We start from the raw sequence: 16,730 nt of genomic DNA, 5'->3' as shown, positions 1-16,730 counted from the left end.
ATGAAGTCTCTGTTGCTGGTCGCTGGTCTCTGTCTAAGCGGTCTCTTGCACGCCGCCGAACTGCAGGTGCGGGTCGAGACGGTCGACGCCTCGGGGGGCCAGCTGCTGCTGGCGGTGTTCGACAGCGAAGCGGCCTGGAAGGAGCACAAGACACCGGTGGCCCAGGCCCATCTCGCCGCGCAGGCGGGTGCCCAGGAGCAGCGCTTCGAGCTGCCGCCCGGGCGTTACGCCGTATCGGTCATCCACGACAGCAACGGCAACAGCCAGCTGGACACCAATTTCATCGGCATGCCCACCGAACAATACGGCTACAGCAACAATCCGCCACTGCGCATGCGCATGGCCACCTTCGAGGAATGCGCCTTCACCCTGCCGGCCACAGGCCTGCGCCAGCAGGTGACGCTGCGCTAGGCCACAGCGGTCATGCACAGGCTTCCAAACAGAAAATCAACAGAGTTATCCACAAGGCTTTTAGCGGCGATCGTTGAGCCCGGCGTTGAACAGACGTGGATAACTCCTTGGGATGACAGCAGAAATCCCTTGACTCGGGAATATCCCGGAAAACTGGTCATTATTTGATCGATTCCCTGGAAGCCGCGCCAGCTCTGGTCTCTGGCACTAGACAAACAACCTATCCACAGGCCTATGCAGCTCTATTGTGGGTTGTGGAAAATACTCGAAAGCGGATTGATCACTTTTTGTACGATCCTCTGCAGGCCTTGCCAGCCATGGCGTACAGGTCAGGTCCCACATCTTTTCCACAGGCACGCACACAGCAGATGTGGGAAAGCCGGGAGGCCGAGTCCGCTACCGGCTGTTCAGGTGACCTGAATCGAATTGGCTATTTATTGAGCAATTTTATCCAGACAACCCCCTGATCGGTTGCTGACAACTTGCCCAGGGCTTATCCACAGCCTTTACCTGTCGGGCAATGACGGCAAAGCCATCCAATGTTCGCAGCCTGACTCGGCGGATCACGCCGTAACGGATTCGATCAACAGGCCCGATGCTCGGCCAGCCCTTCTGGCAAGCGGCTTTGCGTTGAAAGCGAACAGACTGCCCACAGAGTTATGCACAGCTTGCAGGCTGTCCAGGCATAAAAAAAGACCGCCCGAAGCGGTCTTTTGAAGAGCTGGCGAAGGCCTAGCGCGCAGTGCGTACGCTGTCCGACAGCTGCTTGCAGAGGCCAAGCACGCCGTCGATGGCAGCACCCGAGGACTCTGCCTTGGCGATCTGATCGACGAACGCCGAGCCCACCACCACACCATCGGCGATGCGGGCGATCACCCGCGCCTGCTCGGGGGTACGGATGCCGAAGCCGACGGCCAGGGGCAGGTCGGTGAAGCGGCGCAGGCGCGCCACGGCGGCCTCGACGTGCTCGGTGGTGGCCGAGCCGGCACCGGTCACGCCAGCGACGGACACGTAGTAGACGAAGCCGGAGCTGGTATTAAGTACGCGCGGCAGGCGGGCGTCATCGGTGGTCGGGGTGGTCAGGCGGATGAAGTCGATGCCGGCGGCCTGGGCCGGCAGCGCCAGCTCGGCGTCGTGCTCGGGCGGCAGGTCGACCACGATCAGGCCATCCACGCCCGCTTCGGCGGCTTCCGCCAGGAAGCGCTCCACACCATAACGATGGATGGGATTGTAATAGCCCATCAACACCAGTGGCGTCTCGCCTTCCCCGCGGCGGAAGTCGCGCACCATCTCCAGGGTCTTGGCCAGATTCTGGCCCGCCTGCAGCGCCCGCAGGGCAGCAGCCTGGATGGCCGGGCCGTCGGCCATGGGATCGGTGAAGGGCATGCCCAGCTCGATGACGTCGGCACCGGCCGCCGGCAGGCCCTTGAGGATGGCCAGGGCGGTGTCGTAGTTCGGATCGCCGGCGGTGGTGTAGGTGACCAGAGCCGCGCGGCCCTCGGCCTTCAGCGCAGCGAAGCGGGTTTCCAGGCGGCTCATAGCTTGTCTCCCAGGTGACTCATCACGGTCTGCATGTCCTTGTCGCCGCGACCCGAGAGACAGATCACCATCAGGTGGTCCTTGGGCAGGTGCGGTGCACGCTTGTAGGCCTCGGCCAGGGCGTGAGCCGTTTCCAGCGCCGGAATGATGCCTTCCAGACGGCAGGTCTGGTGGAAGGCCTTGAGCGCCTCGTCATCGTTGATCGGCACGTATTCCACGCGCTTCACGTCGTGCAAGTGGGCGTGCTCTGGGCCGATGCCGGGATAGTCCAGGCCGGCGGAAATGGAGTGGGCATCGATGATCTGGCCATCGTCGTCCTGCAGCAGAAAGGTACGGTTACCGTGCAGTACGCCGGGCACCCCGCCGTTGAGGCTGGAGGCATGCTTGTCGGTGTCGACGCCGTGGCCGCCGGCCTCGACGCCAATGATGGCGACGTCCCGGTCATCGAGAAATTCATGGAACAGGCCCATGGCATTGGAGCCGCCGCCGACGCAGGCGATCAGGCTGTCGGGCAGGCGTCCTTCCTTCTCCAGGATCTGCGCGCGGGTCTCGCGACCGATCACGGCCTGGAAATCGCGGACCATGGCCGGATAGGGGTGCGGACCGGCCACGGTGCCGATCAGGTAGAAGGTGTCGGCGACATTGGTCACCCAGTCGCGCAGCGCCTCGTTCATGGCGTCCTTGAGGGTGCCGGTACCGGACGTGACCGGGATCACCTCGGCACCCAGCAGCTTCATGCGGAAGACGTTGGCCTGCTGGCGGTCGATGTCGGTGCTGCCCATGTAGATGACGCAGGGCAGGCCGAAGCGCGCGGCGACGGTAGCGGTGGCCACGCCGTGCATGCCGGCGCCGGTCTCGGCGATGATGCGGGTCTTGCCCATGCGCTTGGCCAGCAGGATCTGGCCAATGCAGTTGTTGATCTTGTGCGCGCCGGTGTGGTTCAGCTCTTCGCGCTTGAGATAGATCTTGGCACCACCGAAGTGCTCGGTCAGGCGCTCGGCGAAGTACAGCGGATTGGGCCGGCCGACGTAGTCGCGCTGGAAGTAGGCCAGCTGCTCGAGAAACGCCGGATCCTCCATGGCGGTCTCGTATTCGCGCTGCAGATCGAGGACCAGCGGCATCAGGGTTTCGGCGACATAGCGACCACCGAACTGGCCGAACATGCCTTGAGCGTCGGGGCCCTGGCGATAAGCGAACTGGGTCATGGGATTCTCCTGCGAAGATGGATCTACCTTACCTGCTTGAGTGCCGCTGATAAATCGATAAGATCGCGATGACCCGTCAGGAAATCTCACAGATGAGCGATCCCCGCGACCTGCCCCCGCTGAATGCCCTGCGTGCCTTCGAGGCCACCGCCCGTCTAGGTGGCATGAGCCGCGCCGGGGACGAACTGCATGTGACCCATGGTGCCGTGAGTCGCCAGATCCGTGCCCTGGAGGAACAGCTGGGGGTGGCGCTGTTTCGCCGCGAAGGCCGGGGGCTGGCGCTGACCGAAGCGGGGCTGCGCCTGCGCGAGGTGAGTGGCGAGGTCTTCGAGCGATTGCGTGAGGTGAGCGCCGAACTCAAGGCCGGCAGTCGCCGGGGGCCGTTCGTGCTGGGCTGCCCGGGCAGCCTGGTGGCGCGCTGGTTCATTCCGCGGCTGGATCGCCTCAATCGCGATCTGCCGGAGCTGCGCCTGCACCTCTCGACCCGTACCGACGACACCCCGCTGGCCGCCGCCGGCCTGGACGCCAGCCTGTTGTTCACCGAGACCGCGCCCCCTCCGGACGTCCTGCCCTATCACCTGGCGCCCGAGCGCATCGGGCCGGTGCTGAGTCCCTACTGCCCGGCCTATCTGCGGCTCAGGGACGGCGACTTGCAGGCCTTGCTGGCCGAACGGCTGCTGCACACGCTGTCGCGGCCCCAGGCCTGGCCACAGTGGTTCGCCACCCAGGGCCTGGAGGCGCCGGTGCTGGATTACGGGCAGGGCTTCGAGCACCTCTATTACCTGCTGGAGGCGGCGCTGTCTGGATTGGGCGTGGCGATCGCGCCGGAGCCACTGGTGGCGGCGGATCTGAAGGCGGGCAGACTGGTTGCGCCCTGGGGCTTCGCAGCGACCGGTGCGGAGTTGGCGCTATGGGCGCCAGGTCGGCTGGCGGATGAGCGGGTGGAGCGGTTGGCGGCCTGGCTCAGAACCGAGCTGGCCGAACGCTAGCGCCCGAGGCATCGCGCAGGATGCCTCGGACTACCGCGATCAGTGGTCGCCGCGCAGCAATGCCCAGCCGACCAGGACGGTCACGCCAGCGGCAATGCCGACGGTAGCCCAGGGATGTTCGCGCGCCACGCCACTGGCGGCGCGACCGTACTGACGGGTCAGACGACGTACGTCGTCATAGACTTCTTCCAGCGAATCGCCCGAATGATGCAGGGCGTCACGAGCGGTGCTCTTGAAGGAATTCAGGCTGCTGCGGGATTCGCGTGCAGCGTTCTTCTTCAACGATGCCAGCGAGTCGAGCAGGCTGTTGATTTCGTTCTCGATGCTGGCGATGGACGCCTGGTAATCGGTGTTACGGGCCATGACAACCTCCTGGGATGGACGGATTCAGGAAATGTGACTACCGAGGCGTTGGAAAGTGCTGCAAAGCGGTGGGCGAGAGCCTGGCAGTGAACTTATCGGGGCCTTTCGCGGCCTCAAATGTCAGAAGCACCCTTCCCGGCGAGTCGACCGCGACACCGGTCAACGCGTTGCCGGCTATCCGCTGCAGCGCCCGTCATTGCTGACCCAGGAGATTTTCATGTCCGATCATCACACCTACAAGAAGCTGGAAATTGTTGGCTCTTCCACGACCAGTGTCGAGGACGCCATTAATAATGCCCTCGCCGAGACTTCCAAGTCGGTAAAGAACCTGGAATGGTTCGAAGTGGGTGAAATCCGCGGTCATATCCAGGACGCAAAGGTGGCGCACTATCAGGTCACCCTGAAGATCGGCTTCCGTATCGAAGCCAGCTGAGCAACTATTCAAGATCTCCCTCCCCTCGCAAAAGGACAGGCAAGATGCGTAGAGTCGTGATTACCCTCGGTTTGTTGGCCCTGAGCGGCGGTGCTTTCGCCGCTGGCACCTCGTGCGACACGGTCAAGGCCGATATCGATGCCAAGCTGCAGGCCAAGCAGGTAGCGCACTACAGTCTCGAGGTGGTGGACAAGGGCAGCGCCAGCGCCTCCGCCAAGGTGGTGGGCAGCTGCGAAGGCGGTAGCAAGGAAGTCGTCTACCAGCGTCGCTAGGTCACTGACGGCAAGGCGCCGCCCAGAGGCGGCACCCTGGCTCTCGAAGAAACGCCCACGGTCGCCAGACAGTGGGCGTTTCTGCTTTCAGAGATCCGTGGCGGGACCAAAGAACTCGTGACGGATCTGCTGCTCCGGCACCCCCAGTTCCAGCAGATCGCGCCGTACCTGCGCCATGAAGGGCTGCGGGCCGAGGACGTAGGCATCCAGGTCGCGATCCTTGGGCAGCCAGCGCTGCAGGCGCGCCCGGTCCAGCCGTGACGCGTAGGCCTCTTCCGCCACCGGCTCGCTGTAGCAGAAGTACAGCTGCAATTGCGGATGGTGGGCGGCCTGCTCTTCCAGCCAGTGGCCGAAGGCCTGCACCCCGACATGCCGGGTGCAGTGGATCAGCTGGATCGGTCGCCCGCTGGGCAGCGCCGCCGATACCATGGGCAGCAACGGCGTGATGCCGACCCCGCCGGCGATCAGCAGCAGCGGCCGGGTGGAATCCTGCAGGACGAATTCGCCGGCCGGTGCGAAGACCTGCAGCACGCTGCCTTCATGGGCGTCGGTGTGCAGGTAGCGCGAGACCACCCCACCCGGCTGATGCTTGACGCTGATCCGGTAGCCACGGCCATCGCTGGCCGCCGAGATCGAGTAGTTGCGCCGGTATTCCACCCCATCGAGGATCAGACTCAGCCCCAGGTACTGGCCAGGCCGGGCGACGCTGGTGGGCAGGCCGTCCACCGGCTCCAGGTAGAAGGAGCTGATTTCTTCGCTTTCCGGCTCGATCCGGGCGATGCGGAACGGCCGCCCGCCGCGCCAGCCACCGGGCGCCTCGGCCTGGGCCGCATAGCGGTGTTCCTCGGCGTCGATCAGCAGATTGGCCAGTTGGCCATAGGCGGCGGCCCAGGCGTCGATCACGGCATCGGTGGCCACCTCGGCCCCCAGCACTTCGCGGATGCTCTGCAGCAGGGCGATGCCCACCAGGGGATAGTGATCCGCCTGCACCTGCAGCGAGACGTGCTTGTTGACGATCTGCTCCACCAGCGGTCCCAGGGTGTCCAGACGGTCGATGTAGCGGGCATACATGAGTACCGCCCGGGCCAGCGCCCGCGCCTGGGCACCACTGGCCTGGTGGGCGCCGTTGAACAGCGGGCGGATCTCGGGGTTGTCGCCGAGCAACTTGTCGTAGAAATGCCGGGTCAGGGCTTCACCGCCGGTTTCCAACAGGGGGACGGTGGCCTTGATGATGGCTTTTTGGTCTGATGACAGCATGGCAGGGATCTCCAAACAGGACTGCCCTGCTCGTATCACGAGTCATGCCAACCGAAAAACTGCGCTAGATCAGTCTTTTATCCGAAGGGCAGGTCATAATGACCAGGTCCCTATGACTCGTTGAGGTCAAATTGACCCGTACCACCCTGCTCGAAGCCATGGTGCCACTGGTGGCAGATCTGGCCCGCGACCTGCCCGATCAGCAGCGCTATGCCAGCCTGCTCGACGCCCTGCGCCAGGTCCTGCCCTTCGATGCGGTGGCCCTGCTGCGCCTGGATGGCGAGGTGCTGGTGCCCCTGGCAGTGCGCGGGCTCGCGGCCGACACCCTGGGCCGCCGCTTCAAGGTCGGCGAGCACCCGCGCCTGGCGCTGCTGCTGGCGAGTCGCGCGCCCACCCGCTTCGCCCTCGATTGCGACCTGCCCGATCCCTACGACGGGCTGGTGGAAGGCGTGCAGGGGCATCTGGAGGTCCACGACTGCCTGGGTTGTCCACTCTATGTGCAGGACCAGCTCTGGGGCCTGTTGACCCTGGATTCGCTGCAGGCGCAGAACGCCCAGCCCGAGGATCTCACCACCCTGGCCGCCTTTGCCGGGCTGGCCGCCGCCACCGTGGCCGCCGCCGAGCGCATCGGCCAGCTCTCTGCCCGCATCGTCAGCGAGCACGAGCTGACCGTGGCCTATCAGCAATCGGTGGGGCACCAGCGGCCTCGCGAACTCATCGGCCAGAGTCCGGCCAGCCTGCGCCTGCGCCAGGAGATCGAGACCGTGGCGGCCAGCGACCTGGCGGTGCTCATCACCGGCGAGACCGGGGTCGGCAAGGAGCTGGTGGCCGAAGCCGTGCATGCCCGCTCCCTGCGCCAGCAGCGGCCGCTGATCAGCCTCAACTGCGCGGCCCTGCCCGAGGCGCTGGTGGAAAGCGAACTCTTCGGCCATGTGCGCGGTGCCTTTTCCGGGGCCGTCAGCGAACGCCGCGGGCGCTTCGAACTGGCCGATGGCGGTACCCTGTTTCTCGACGAGGTGGGCGAATTGCCGCTGACGGTGCAGGCCAAGCTCCTGCGGGTGCTGCAGAGCGGCCAGTTGCAGCGGCTGGGCTCGGATCGCGATCTCAAGGTGGACGTGCGCATCATCGCCGCCACCAATCGCGACTTGGCCGACTGCGTGCGTGCCGGGCGCTTTCGCGCCGATCTCTACCATCGCCTGAGCGTCTATCCGCTGGCCGTACCGGCCATGCGCGAGCGTGGCCGCGACGTCCTGCTACTGGCCGGTTTCTACCTGGAGCAGAATCGCGCCCGCCTGGGCCTGCGCGGCCTCCGGCTGACCCCCGCGGCGCAACGCACCCTGCTGGCCTACGACTGGCCGGGCAACGTGCGCGAACTCTCCCACCTCATCAGCCGGGCGGCGCTCAAGGCCCATGCCGGCAGCGAGGAACGCGGCGGCATCCTGACCCTGGACAGCGATCAGCTCGGCCTGCCGCTGGGCAGCACGGCCCTGCCCGACGAGGATCCCGCCCTGCCCGCCGCCTCCCTGCGTGAAGCCACGGAGGCCTTCCAGCGCCAGACCATTACCCTGGCCCTGGAACAGCATGGGCAGAATTGGACCCTGGCCGCCGCCGCCCTGGGGCTGGACCGCGCCAACCTCGCCCGCCTGGCGCGGCGGCTAGGGCTCAAGTAGCGCTCGGAGAATAGCGGTCAGAGCGCTTTCTGTACCGCCGGCAGGCCGGGCTGGCCGTCGCGGGTGGTGACCCCCTGCAGCCAGGGCTCCAGCACCTGGGGATGGGCCTTGAGCCAGGCCTTGGCGGCGGCGTCGTAGCTGCCGCCCTTGTCCCGCGCGGCGCTCATGACGGCGTTTTCCATGTCCAGGGTGAACTTCATGTTGGTCAGCAGGCGGGCCGGATTGGGGCACTGCTCGGCGTAGCCCTTGCGCGTCAGGGTGTTCACCGTGCCGGCGGTACCGAAATACTTGTCTCCCCCGGTCAGGTACTTGATCGGGTAGTCGACGTTCATGGGGTGCGGCGTCCAGCCGAGGAAGACCACCCACTTGTCGCGCTTCACCGCCCGCCCGACCTGGGACAGCATGGCCTGCTCGCTGGACTCCACCAGTTGCCAGCCGCCCAGTCCGAATTCGTTGTCCTGGATGATCTTCTGCAGCGACTGGTTGGCCGGCGCGCCGGCACCGATGCCGTAGATCTTCTTGCCGAACTGGTCGGCATGCTTGGCTAGGTCGTCGAAGCTCTTCACGCCGCCTTCCCAGACATAGGTGGGCACCGCCAGGGTGAATTCGGTCCCGACCAGGTTCTGCGCCAGCTCGGTGACCTGCCCGGTCTTCACGAACTGGTCGTAGTGCGCCTGCTGCGCCGGCATCCAGTTGCCGAGGAAGGCATCCACCTGCCCGTTGCGCATGCCGCCGTAGATGATCGGCACCGCCAGGGTCTCGACCTTGCCGGTATAGCCCAGCGCACTCAGGATCGCGCCGGTGAGGGCGTTGGTGGCGGCGATGTCGCTCCAGCCCGGATCGGCCAGGCGAACCGTTGCGCAGGCCTGGTCCTCGGCCTGGGCCGACAGGCTGACCAGGGCCAGCGTGAAGGTAGCGATGATTCCGTGTTTCATGGCCGTGCTCCAGTTAGCGGTTCAGGGTTGAGGGTAGCGCGCGCGACGCTCCAGGTCGTCGAGGTCGATGTGATTGCGCATGTATTGCTGGCTGGCATCGACGAAGGGCTGGTGATCCCAGCTGGTCCGCTCGCCCTGCTCCAGGGCCGCCGCGACGAAGCGCCGCCGCCGCTGGCTGGCCAGTACCTCGCCATGCAGGCGCGGCAGGTCCCAGCGCTGGCGGACCTCGGCCTGGAAGCTGGCGAGCAGCTCGGCATAGTCGGGGCTGGCGGCCAGGTTTTCGCGCTCCAGCGGATCGTTCTGCAAATCGAACAGCAGCGGCGGATCCAGTTCGCAATGGATGTACTTGTAGGCGCCGCGACGGATCATCAACAGCGGGCTGACGGTACCCTCGGCCAGGTATTCGCCGATGACCTCGTCGTGCCCTGCCCGGCCTTCCAGGTGCGGCAGCAGCGAGCGACCGTCCAGCGGCAGCTCATCCGGCAGCTGGCCGCCGGCCAGCTCGACGAAGGTCGACAGCAGGTCCATGGTCGACACCGAGGCCTGCACCCGCGCCGGGGCGAAGCGCCCGGGCGCATGGATCAGCAGCGGTACCCGCGCGGCCATCTCGAACCAGTGCATCTTGTACCAGAGTCCGCGCTCGCCCAGCATGTCGCCATGGTCGCCGGAAAAGACGATCACGGTATCGTCGGCCAGACCGCACTCTTCCAGGGTCTTGAGCAGGTGGCCGACCTGGGCGTCGACATAGCTGCAGGCACCATAGTAGGCCTGCCGGGCGTCGCGGATCTTGGCCTCGGGCAGGGGTTTGTCCCACAGATCGATCACCTTGAGCAGGCGCTGGCTGTGGGGGTCCTGCTGGGCCTGGGGAATGGCGCCTTCCGGCAGTGGGATGTCGACCTCGCTGTACAGGTCCCAGAATTCGCGGGGAATGGTGTAGGGGTCATGGGGGTGGGTCAGGGACACGGTCAGGCAGAAGGGCTGGTCATCGCCGCGACGCACGTGATCGTAGAGGTACTGACGCGCCTTGAAGACCACCTCCTCGTCGAAATCCAGCTGGTTGGTGCGCACACAGGGCCCCGCCTGCAGCACCGAGGACATGTTGTGGTACCAGCTCGGGCGCACGTCCGCCGCGTCCCAGTTCACCGCCCAGCCGTAGTCCGCGGGATAGATGTCGCTGGTCAGGCGCTCTTCGTAGCCGTGCAACTGGTCCGGTCCGCAGAAGTGCATCTTGCCCGACAGCGCCGTGCGATAACCCAGGCGCCGCAGGTGGTGGGCATAGGTGGGAACGTCGGCGGCGAAATCGGCGGCGTTGTCGTAGCCGCCGATCTTCGACGGCAGCTGGCCGCTCACCAGGGTGAAGCGCGAGGGTGCGCACAGCGGGCTGTTGCAATAGGCGGAATCGAACACCACGGCGCGCTCGGCCAGGCGTTGCAGATTCGGCAGCTTGATCGGCGAGGCGGCGTCGTACAGCGGCAGGATGGGCGCCGCCATCTGGTCGGCCATGAGAAAGAGGATGTTCATCGGCTTGGACAAGAGCGCCTCCGCTAGGATCAGGGTTGCTTATGGGTAGTCCATCATCCGATGCTGAAAAATCTGCGTGAAGGCCATCTGGAGTGATGTTTCGGATAAGCTGGGCTTATGTCTGACCGCCATGGAAAAGCCTTCTTGGACGCCACCCTCCCAGCCGACCGCCCTGCCCTGGCGCTGGACAGCCTGCGCACCTTCGAGGTGGTGGCGCGCCGCCTGAGCTTTACCGCGGCCGCCAGCGAACTGGGCACCACCCAGCCGGCCATCAGTCAGCAGATCAAGCGCCTGGAAGCCCAGCTGCAGGTCCGGCTGTTCGACCGGGTCCATCGCGGCATCCTGCTCACCGAGGCCGGACAGCTGCTGCAGGAATATGTGGAAGCCGGCCTCGCCACCCTGGACGAAGGGGTACGCCTGGTCACCGCCCGGCCTGCCCATGAAGTCCTGCAGGTAGCTACTGACTTCGCCTTCGCCGCCTATTGGCTGTTGCCGCGCCTGCCGCGTTTCCATGCCCGCCACCCGGAGCTGGACGTTAGCCTAGTCACCAGCGATCGGGTGCCGCTGCCCGGTCCGGAGATCGACATCACCCTGGGCTTCGGCGACGGCCGCTTCAAGCATGGCGAAGCCTGGCCGCTGTTTCGCGAAGAGGTCTTTCCGGTGTGCAGTCCGCGTCTGCTCCAGGGTCGGCAGCCGCCGCTGCCCGCCATGGAGCTGGGGCGCTGGCCGCTGCTGCATCTCAAGGCGGCGCCCAACAGCCGCTGGTACGACTGGAAGACCCTGCTGCCGGCGCTGGACCTGGCGCCCCTGCCCGCGGCGCCGTCCGGCGCGGTGCTGAGCTTCGACAACTACACCCTGGTGATCCAGGCGGCCATCGCCGGCCAGGGGCTGGCGATCGGCTGGCGCCACCTAGTGGACGATCTGCTGCGGCAGGAACTGCTCTGCCGCCCCTTCGCCGGACTGGCCACCTCGCGCTATGGCTATTACGCCATCCTGCCCGAGCGCAAGCGGCGCCAGCGACTGGTGCAGCGCTTTCTCGACTGGCTGCTGGAAGAGCTGGAGCTGCCGCGTGAGTCCCTGGCCGGCGCGCGGCTGGCGACCTGAGCTGAACTCAGCGCTCGTAGACTTCCAGTGGCAGATCGTCCGGATCGGCGAAAAAGGTGAATCTCCTGCCGGTCAGCTCGTCGGTGCGGATCGGCTCGGTGACCACGCCATGGCCCTGCAGGTGGGCGACGGTGGCGTCCAAGTCGGCCACGGCAAAGGCCAGGTGGCGCAGTCCCTGGGCCTCCGGGCGCGACGGCCTGGGCGGGGCATCGGGAAAGGAGAACAGCTCCAGCTGGGCATACGCGCCCACTGCCAGATCCAGCTTCCAGGAGCGCCGGGCCTCGCGATAGGTCTCGGCGATCACCGGCAGCCCGAGGATCTCGGTATAAAAGTGCCGGGAGCGTTCGTAGTCGGCGCAGATCAGCGCCACGTGGTGCAGACGGTCGAAGTGGGTCATCAGGGTACCGCGACGAATTTGAGGTCGGACGGGGCGCCAACGTCCAGGCTCTGCAGTTCATCGCCGAGCTTGCCGCTGTCGGGATCACGGGCGAAGACCTTGAGCTGGTTGGATTTCTGGTTGGCCACCAGCAGGTACCGTCCGGACGGGTCAATGGCGAATTCCCGCGGCGACAGGCCATTGACCGGATGGCGCTCGACAAAGGTCAGGGTGCCCTCGGGATTGACCGCGAACACGGCAAGCTGGTTGTCCGTGCCACGGCTGGCGACATAGAGGAAACGTCCGTCGCCGGACAGGTGCAGGGCCCCGGCATCCCGCTCGCCGGTGAATTCCTGGGGTGTCAGGCTGTAGCTCTGCAACTGCCGCAGCATGCCGTCCTGATGGGCGAAGGCCATGACCTGGCCGGCCAGCTCCAGGGTCAGGTAGGCGTAGCGGCCATCGGCGCTGAACACCAGGTGGCGCGGCCCGCTGCCTTCCGGCACCGGCACGAAGGGCGTCTCGGCGGCCACTAGCGGCCGTTCCGGCTGCTGCGGCAGATAGCGATAGACGAATACCTTGTCGGCACCCAGATCTGGGGCGAAGACGAAGCGGCCGTCCGGCGTGGTCACCGCCGCGTGCACATGGCTGGACTGTTGGCGCGGATGCTGTTCGCTGGGCTGGTGGAACTCGATCTGTGCCACCGGACTGAGCACGCCGCCGTCCTGGATCGGCAGCACCGCCAGGGAGCCCTCCGGCAGGCTGGAGTAGTTGGCCACGAACAGGAACTTGCCGTCGGTGCTGAGGCTGGAATGGGTCGGCTCGTCGCCCAGGCTCTTGACCTGGCTGATCTGCTGCAGGCGGCCATTGCCGGGTTCGAAGCGATAGGAGGTGACCCGCCCGATGCTGTCGCCGCTCGAACCCCGACCATTCTCGTTAACGGTGAACAGGGTCCGGCCATCCCGCGACAGGGTCAGGAAAGAGGGATTGGATGCCTTGACGATGCGCAGCGGGCCATCGATCTGGCCGTTGCGACTGTTGAAGCGATAGACATACAGCCCCTGGCTGCTGCCCGCGGTGTAGCTGCCGACCAGCAGATTAAACAGGCCGGGTTCGGCGCGGGCTGGGGCGTTGTGCCCGACGAGCAGGGCGAACAGGGCCAGCGGCAGCAGACGAGGCAGAGCTCTCATGGGAAATCCTTGGCGAGCGATGGGCGTTGAGACCGATGCGAGGCGGCCTGGTTTCCCTACCGACTGTAGGCGGAAGGCGGCCACGCGCGGCGGCTATTCTACTGAAATCCGGGCTGGCACTGTGCCAGAGGCCTTTCGCCATTTATCGCCTGCGCCAGCGCGCTGGCGGTCCACGTCGGGCCAATCGGCCTGAGGAGACCGTGCCAGAGCCTGCGGTGAACTCGGCATCGCCCGAGGCCTGCCGGTAAAAGAATGGGTCAGGCTAGTCCAGCACGCCCTGCAGGATGGCGTAGACGAGCCCGGTGCCCACGGCAACCAGCACCATGTCGGTACCCAGCCGCCGCCATTCGTAGCCCGGATAATCCGGCAGCTGGCGGGCGATACCCGGCGGCAGTGGTCGGCCATACCCGGGAGGCAAAGGACGCCCGCGCTCCAGACGCAGCCCTGGCGGCAGGTCGCCACCGCGGCCGATCTGGCCGCGTAGTGCCTGGATGCGCTCCCGCGCCGGTCCCAGATCCGGCGGTCCACCCGCGGCCGGTCCGGCACCCGGGCGACCCAGGCCGTGCGATTCGGAACCCGGCCCCTGACCATGGGGGCCACCCAGCTCCTGCCAGCCCGGTCCGTGCGGCCCCTTAGGCCCGCCAGGCCCGTGATCCGGAGGCGCGGCCAGGACCAGGTTGCCGATCAGACAGAGGGCTGCAGCGGAGAGGAGGGTACGCATCGGGGAATTCCTCGTAGGGGGCGACGGCAGCGGTTATACACCTGAAGTCTGGCGGCTGAAAAAGACTCCCGGGTAATTCCTGACTTATAGCCTGTGGATAAATCGGGGATAAAAGCGGTATAACTCCGCAAGAAATCTCCAAATCCTGTTAGAGGCTAAATAAAAGTCCTTTATTATCAATGGATTAAAAAGATGATCGGCTGGCTATCGAATCCGCTTTTTGTGGATAAAGCCTGGGACCCCCCTACGCTGGTGCCCGTTTTTGCCTGCAATCAAGCCGTGCGCAGACCGATTTTCCCCATCTTGGAAATGTAAAAGCCGCGCCTGAATGACCGGGCGCGGCTTTTCTGGAGGTCGCCTCTCCCTATTCCGGCTTCTTCAGCTTGGGATTGGGAAAGAACTGCACGGCCTGCACCTTAGGATCGGGCTTCTTGGGTTTCAGCGCACTGATGTTGACCCGCGTCGGCAATTCCTTGGGGACCGAATTGCCGCGCTCGTCCAGGGTGTCGCTGTAGCCGCAGGAGACGCACTCGCGGTTGGGCGTGCCGTCCTGAGTCCACATCTTCAGGGTGTCCTGCGCCTGGCACGCCGGGCAGACCGCCCCGGCGATGAACCTCTTGCGGATCGGCTCGCTCACGCCGCCTCCTCGCTAAGCCCGGAATGGCGGAGCAGGGCGTCGATGCTGGGTTCGCGGCCGCGGAAGTCGACGAACAGCACCATGGGCGCCTGGGAGCCGCCGCGGGCCAGGATGGCTTCACGGAAGGCCCGACCGGTTTGCGGATTGAAGACGCCTTCTTCCTCGAACTTGGCGAAGGCATCGGCGGACAGCACCTCGGCCCACTTGTAGCTGTAGTAACCCGCAGCATAACCGCCGGCGAAGATGTGCGCGAAGCTGTTGGGGAAACGGTTGTAGGCGGGCGGCCGCACCACGGAAATCTCGTCGCGGATGCCTTCCAGCACCTCGCGCACGCTGCGACCGTCGCCATGGCTGGCGTGCAATTCGAAGTCGAACAGCGAGAATTCCAGCTGGCGCAGCATCATCAGGCCGGACTGGAAGTTCTTCGCCGCCAGCATCTTGTCCAGCAGCTCCTGGGGCAGCGGCTCGCCGGTCTCGTAGTGACCGGAGATCAGCGCCAGGCCCTCGGGCTCCCAGCACCAGTTCTCCATGAACTGGCTGGGCAGCTCCACCGCGTCCCAGGCCACGCCGTTGATGCCGGAGACGCTGGCATGCTCGACGCGGGTCAGCAGGTGGTGCAGGCCGTGGCCGAATTCGTGGAAGAGGGTGGTCACCTCGTCATGGGTGAGCAGCGCCGGCTGGCCGGGGCTGGCCGGGGTGAAGTTGCAGACCAGGTAGGCCACCGGATCGATCAGTCGGCCCTGGGCATCGCGACGCTTGTCGCGAGCACCGTCCATCCAGGCGCCACCGCGCTTGTTGGCGCGGGCATAGAGATCGAAGTAGAAGCGGCCGATGGAGGTGCCGTTTTCCTTGATCTCGAACAGGCGCACGTCCGGGTGCCACTTCTCGAAGTCGCGCAGCTCGGCGATCTCGATGCCATAGAGCTTCTGCACGGTGGCGAACAGGCCAGAGAGCACCTTGTCCACCGGGAACCAGGCACGAACCTCTTCCTGGGACAGCGCATAGCGCTGCTGGCGCAGCTTCTCGGCGAAATAGCCGGTGTCCCAGCTCTGCAGGTCCTGCACGCCCTGTTCGGCGGCGAAGGCGCGTAGTTCTTCCAGGTCGCGCTGGGCGAAGGGCTTGGAGCGCACGGCGAGGTCGCGCAGGAAACCCAGCACCTGGTCGCTGCTCTCGGCCATCTTGGTGGCCAGCGACAGCTCGGCATAGTTGGCGTAGCCCAGCAGACGCGCCAGTTCCTGACGCAGATCGAGCAGTTCCTCCATCACCGGACCATTGTCGAACTGGCCGGCGTTGGGACCCTGCTCGGAGGCGCGGGTGGCATAGGCGGCGTAGACCTCTTCACGCAGGGCGCGGTCATCGGCGTAGGTCATCACCGCGTAGTAGCTGGGGAATTCCAGGGTCACCAGCCAGCCGTCCAGCTCCTTGGCCTGGGCAGCGGCCTGCAACTGGGCCTTGGCCGATTCGGGCAGGCCAGCGAGGGCCGCTTCGTCGGTGAGGTGCTTGGTCCAGGCCTGCGTCGCGTCGAGCAACTGGTTGGAAAACTTGCTGCCCAGCTCGGACTTGCGCGCCTGGATGGCAGCATAGCGCTGCTGCTCGGCCGGCGGCAGGTCGATGCCGGACAGGCGGAAATCACGCAGGGCATGTTCCAGGGTGGTCTTCTGGCCGGCGTCGAAGCCCTTGGCTTCTTCGCTCTCGGCCAGGCGGCTGTAGGCCTGGAAGAGGTCCTTGTTCTGGCCGATCTCGGTGGAATAGGCCGACAGCTTGGGCAGGCAGGCCTCGTAGGCAGCGCGCAGCTCGGCGCTGTTGCACACGGCGTTGAGGTGGCCGATGGGGCTCCAGGCCTGGCCCAGCCGATCGTTCAGCTCGTCCATCGCCAGCACCAGGCCGGCCCAGGTGGGGTGTTCCTTCTGCGTCTCCAGCAGCTTGGCCAGGGCGGCACGGTTCTCGGCCAGGACGGTGTCGATGGCCGGCTCGACGTGCTCGGGCTTGATGGCGGAAAAGGGCGGCAGGTCGTAGGACTGAAGCAGCGGATTGCTGGCGCTCACGGCGTTCCCCTCGGGGCGATGGCTTTGACAGTTATATATGGAGCCCATCCTAATAGGTCTCAAGA

17 protein-coding genes are annotated in these 16,730 nt (G+C 65.7%); 6 read left to right on the top strand and 11 right to left on the bottom strand.

What is annotated here, in order from left to right; translation table 11 throughout:
• Positions 1 to 411, top strand: a complete 411-nt coding sequence (locus PVZ77_RS02515; RefSeq protein WP_133860259.1) for a DUF2141 domain-containing protein — start codon at positions 1 to 3, stop codon at positions 409 to 411.
• Between the two features lie 732 nt (positions 412 to 1,143).
• Here PVZ77_RS02515 and trpA read toward each other — a convergent pair.
• Positions 1,144 to 1,950, bottom strand: coding sequence for a tryptophan synthase subunit alpha (gene trpA / locus PVZ77_RS02510; RefSeq protein WP_273805451.1), 807 nt, complete (start codon positions 1,948 to 1,950; stop codon positions 1,144 to 1,146).
• Entirely contained in the window at positions 1,947 to 3,155 is a 1,209-nt protein-coding gene (trpB, locus tag PVZ77_RS02505; protein WP_273805452.1) for a tryptophan synthase subunit beta, read from the bottom strand. Before trpB ends, trpA begins: the two co-directional genes overlap by 4 nt.
• Before the next feature lie 92 nt (positions 3,156 to 3,247).
• Here trpB and PVZ77_RS02500 point away from each other — a divergent pair, with 92 nt between their 5' ends.
• Positions 3,248 to 4,144: a LysR family transcriptional regulator gene (locus PVZ77_RS02500; protein WP_273805453.1), complete on the top strand. Its 897-nt coding sequence runs from the start codon at positions 3,248 to 3,250 to the stop codon at positions 4,142 to 4,144.
• A gap of 39 nt (positions 4,145 to 4,183) precedes the next feature.
• Here the strand turns inward: PVZ77_RS02500 and PVZ77_RS02495 are convergent, their stop codons facing one another.
• Entirely contained in the window at positions 4,184 to 4,507 is a 324-nt protein-coding gene (locus PVZ77_RS02495) for a DUF883 family protein (RefSeq protein ID WP_158890088.1), read from the bottom strand.
• A gap of 217 nt (positions 4,508 to 4,724) precedes the next feature.
• Here PVZ77_RS02495 and PVZ77_RS02490 point away from each other — a divergent pair, with 217 nt between their 5' ends.
• Both PVZ77_RS02490 and PVZ77_RS02485 read left to right on the top strand, forming a co-directional pair.
• The gene (locus PVZ77_RS02490) at positions 4,725 to 4,940 is read left to right on the top strand and encodes a dodecin (protein WP_017641514.1); all 216 of its coding nucleotides are present in this window, start codon (positions 4,725 to 4,727) and stop codon (positions 4,938 to 4,940) included.
• A 44-nt stretch (positions 4,941 to 4,984) separates the two neighbouring features.
• Positions 4,985 to 5,212 (top strand): DUF1161 domain-containing protein, encoded by a 228-nt coding sequence (locus PVZ77_RS02485; protein WP_273805454.1) that lies wholly within the window; start codon positions 4,985 to 4,987, stop codon positions 5,210 to 5,212.
• 87 nt (positions 5,213 to 5,299) lie between these two features.
• Here the strand turns inward: PVZ77_RS02485 and hmpA are convergent, their stop codons facing one another.
• Complete coding sequence (gene hmpA, locus PVZ77_RS02480; RefSeq protein ID WP_273805455.1) at positions 5,300 to 6,469, bottom strand: NO-inducible flavohemoprotein; 1,170 nt, start codon at positions 6,467 to 6,469, stop codon at positions 5,300 to 5,302.
• A 131-nt stretch (positions 6,470 to 6,600) separates the two neighbouring features.
• Between hmpA and norR the strand changes: the two genes are divergently transcribed.
• Positions 6,601 to 8,139 (top strand): nitric oxide reductase transcriptional regulator NorR, encoded by a 1,539-nt coding sequence (norR, locus tag PVZ77_RS02475; RefSeq protein ID WP_273805456.1) that lies wholly within the window; start codon positions 6,601 to 6,603, stop codon positions 8,137 to 8,139.
• Positions 8,140 to 8,156: 17 nt separating this feature from the next.
• Here norR and PVZ77_RS02470 read toward each other — a convergent pair whose 3' ends face one another.
• Both PVZ77_RS02470 and betC read right to left on the bottom strand, forming a co-directional pair.
• On the bottom strand, positions 8,157 to 9,074 hold the full coding sequence (locus PVZ77_RS02470; RefSeq protein ID WP_158890080.1) for a choline ABC transporter substrate-binding protein: 918 nt from the start codon (positions 9,072 to 9,074) through the stop codon (positions 8,157 to 8,159).
• 21 nt (positions 9,075 to 9,095) lie between these two features.
• Positions 9,096 to 10,595, bottom strand: coding sequence for a choline-sulfatase (gene betC, locus PVZ77_RS02465; protein ID WP_273805815.1), 1,500 nt, complete (start codon positions 10,593 to 10,595; stop codon positions 9,096 to 9,098).
• Between the two features lie 117 nt (positions 10,596 to 10,712).
• Here betC and PVZ77_RS02460 point away from each other — a divergent pair, with 117 nt between their 5' ends.
• Positions 10,713 to 11,699 (top strand): choline sulfate utilization transcriptional regulator, encoded by a 987-nt coding sequence (locus tag PVZ77_RS02460; protein WP_273805457.1) that lies wholly within the window; start codon positions 10,713 to 10,715, stop codon positions 11,697 to 11,699.
• A 7-nt stretch (positions 11,700 to 11,706) separates the two neighbouring features.
• Here PVZ77_RS02460 and gloA2 read toward each other — a convergent pair whose 3' ends face one another.
• The 5 genes from gloA2 to prlC all read right to left on the bottom strand — a co-directional run bounded on the left by gloA2 (position 11,707) and on the right by prlC (position 16,713).
• Positions 11,707 to 12,096: an SMU1112c/YaeR family gloxylase I-like metalloprotein gene (gloA2, locus tag PVZ77_RS02455; protein ID WP_273805458.1), complete on the bottom strand. Its 390-nt coding sequence runs from the start codon at positions 12,094 to 12,096 to the stop codon at positions 11,707 to 11,709.
• Positions 12,096 to 13,262: a lactonase family protein gene (locus PVZ77_RS02450; RefSeq protein WP_273805459.1), complete on the bottom strand. Its 1,167-nt coding sequence runs from the start codon at positions 13,260 to 13,262 to the stop codon at positions 12,096 to 12,098. Before PVZ77_RS02450 ends, gloA2 begins: the two co-directional genes overlap by 1 nt.
• Before the next feature lie 262 nt (positions 13,263 to 13,524).
• Positions 13,525 to 13,983, bottom strand: a complete 459-nt coding sequence (locus tag PVZ77_RS02445; RefSeq protein WP_273805460.1) for an anti-virulence regulator CigR family protein — start codon at positions 13,981 to 13,983, stop codon at positions 13,525 to 13,527.
• A 364-nt stretch (positions 13,984 to 14,347) separates the two neighbouring features.
• Positions 14,348 to 14,620, bottom strand: coding sequence for a YheV family putative zinc ribbon protein (locus PVZ77_RS02440; protein ID WP_158890069.1), 273 nt, complete (start codon positions 14,618 to 14,620; stop codon positions 14,348 to 14,350).
• Entirely contained in the window at positions 14,617 to 16,713 is a 2,097-nt protein-coding gene (gene prlC, locus PVZ77_RS02435; protein ID WP_273805462.1) for an oligopeptidase A, read from the bottom strand. The genes PVZ77_RS02440 and prlC overlap by 4 nt, the downstream gene beginning before the upstream one ends.
• Positions 16,714 to 16,730 lie beyond the last annotated feature (17 nt).

Source organism: Pseudomonas sp. SHLD1 (assembly GCF_028640935.1).
Taxonomy (GTDB): domain Bacteria; phylum Pseudomonadota; class Gammaproteobacteria; order Pseudomonadales; family Pseudomonadaceae; genus Chryseomonas; species Chryseomonas aestiva.
This window is presented reverse-complemented; position numbering and strand designations above follow the sequence as displayed.

Excerpts from the sequence above, each read along its gene's own strand:
- PVZ77_RS02515 (WP_133860259.1), top strand. The coding sequence starts at position 1 with ATGAAGTCTCTGTTGCTGGTCGCTGGTCTCTGTCTAAGCGGTCTCTTG.
- PVZ77_RS02450 (WP_273805459.1), bottom strand. The coding sequence starts at position 13,262 with ATGAGAGCTCTGCCTCGTCTGCTGCCGCTGGCCCTGTTCGCCCTGCTC.
- PVZ77_RS02495 (WP_158890088.1), bottom strand. The coding sequence starts at position 4,507 with ATGGCCCGTAACACCGATTACCAGGCGTCCATCGCCAGCATCGAGAAC.
- PVZ77_RS02445 (WP_273805460.1), bottom strand. The coding sequence starts at position 13,983 with ATGCGTACCCTCCTCTCCGCTGCAGCCCTCTGTCTGATCGGCAACCTG.
- prlC (WP_273805462.1), bottom strand. The coding sequence starts at position 16,713 with ATGGGCTCCATATATAACTGTCAAAGCCATCGCCCCGAGGGGAACGCC.
- gloA2 (WP_273805458.1), bottom strand. The coding sequence starts at position 12,096 with ATGACCCACTTCGACCGTCTGCACCACGTGGCGCTGATCTGCGCCGAC.
- PVZ77_RS02490 (WP_017641514.1), top strand. The coding sequence starts at position 4,725 with ATGTCCGATCATCACACCTACAAGAAGCTGGAAATTGTTGGCTCTTCC.
- trpB (WP_273805452.1), bottom strand. The coding sequence starts at position 3,155 with ATGACCCAGTTCGCTTATCGCCAGGGCCCCGACGCTCAAGGCATGTTC.
- hmpA (WP_273805455.1), bottom strand. The coding sequence starts at position 6,469 with ATGCTGTCATCAGACCAAAAAGCCATCATCAAGGCCACCGTCCCCCTG.
- betC (WP_273805815.1), bottom strand. The coding sequence starts at position 10,595 with ATGAACATCCTCTTTCTCATGGCCGACCAGATGGCGGCGCCCATCCTG.
- PVZ77_RS02485 (WP_273805454.1), top strand. The coding sequence starts at position 4,985 with ATGCGTAGAGTCGTGATTACCCTCGGTTTGTTGGCCCTGAGCGGCGGT.
- PVZ77_RS02470 (WP_158890080.1), bottom strand. The coding sequence starts at position 9,074 with ATGAAACACGGAATCATCGCTACCTTCACGCTGGCCCTGGTCAGCCTG.
- PVZ77_RS02500 (WP_273805453.1), top strand. The coding sequence starts at position 3,248 with ATGAGCGATCCCCGCGACCTGCCCCCGCTGAATGCCCTGCGTGCCTTC.
- PVZ77_RS02460 (WP_273805457.1), top strand. The coding sequence starts at position 10,713 with ATGTCTGACCGCCATGGAAAAGCCTTCTTGGACGCCACCCTCCCAGCC.
- trpA (WP_273805451.1), bottom strand. The coding sequence starts at position 1,950 with ATGAGCCGCCTGGAAACCCGCTTCGCTGCGCTGAAGGCCGAGGGCCGC.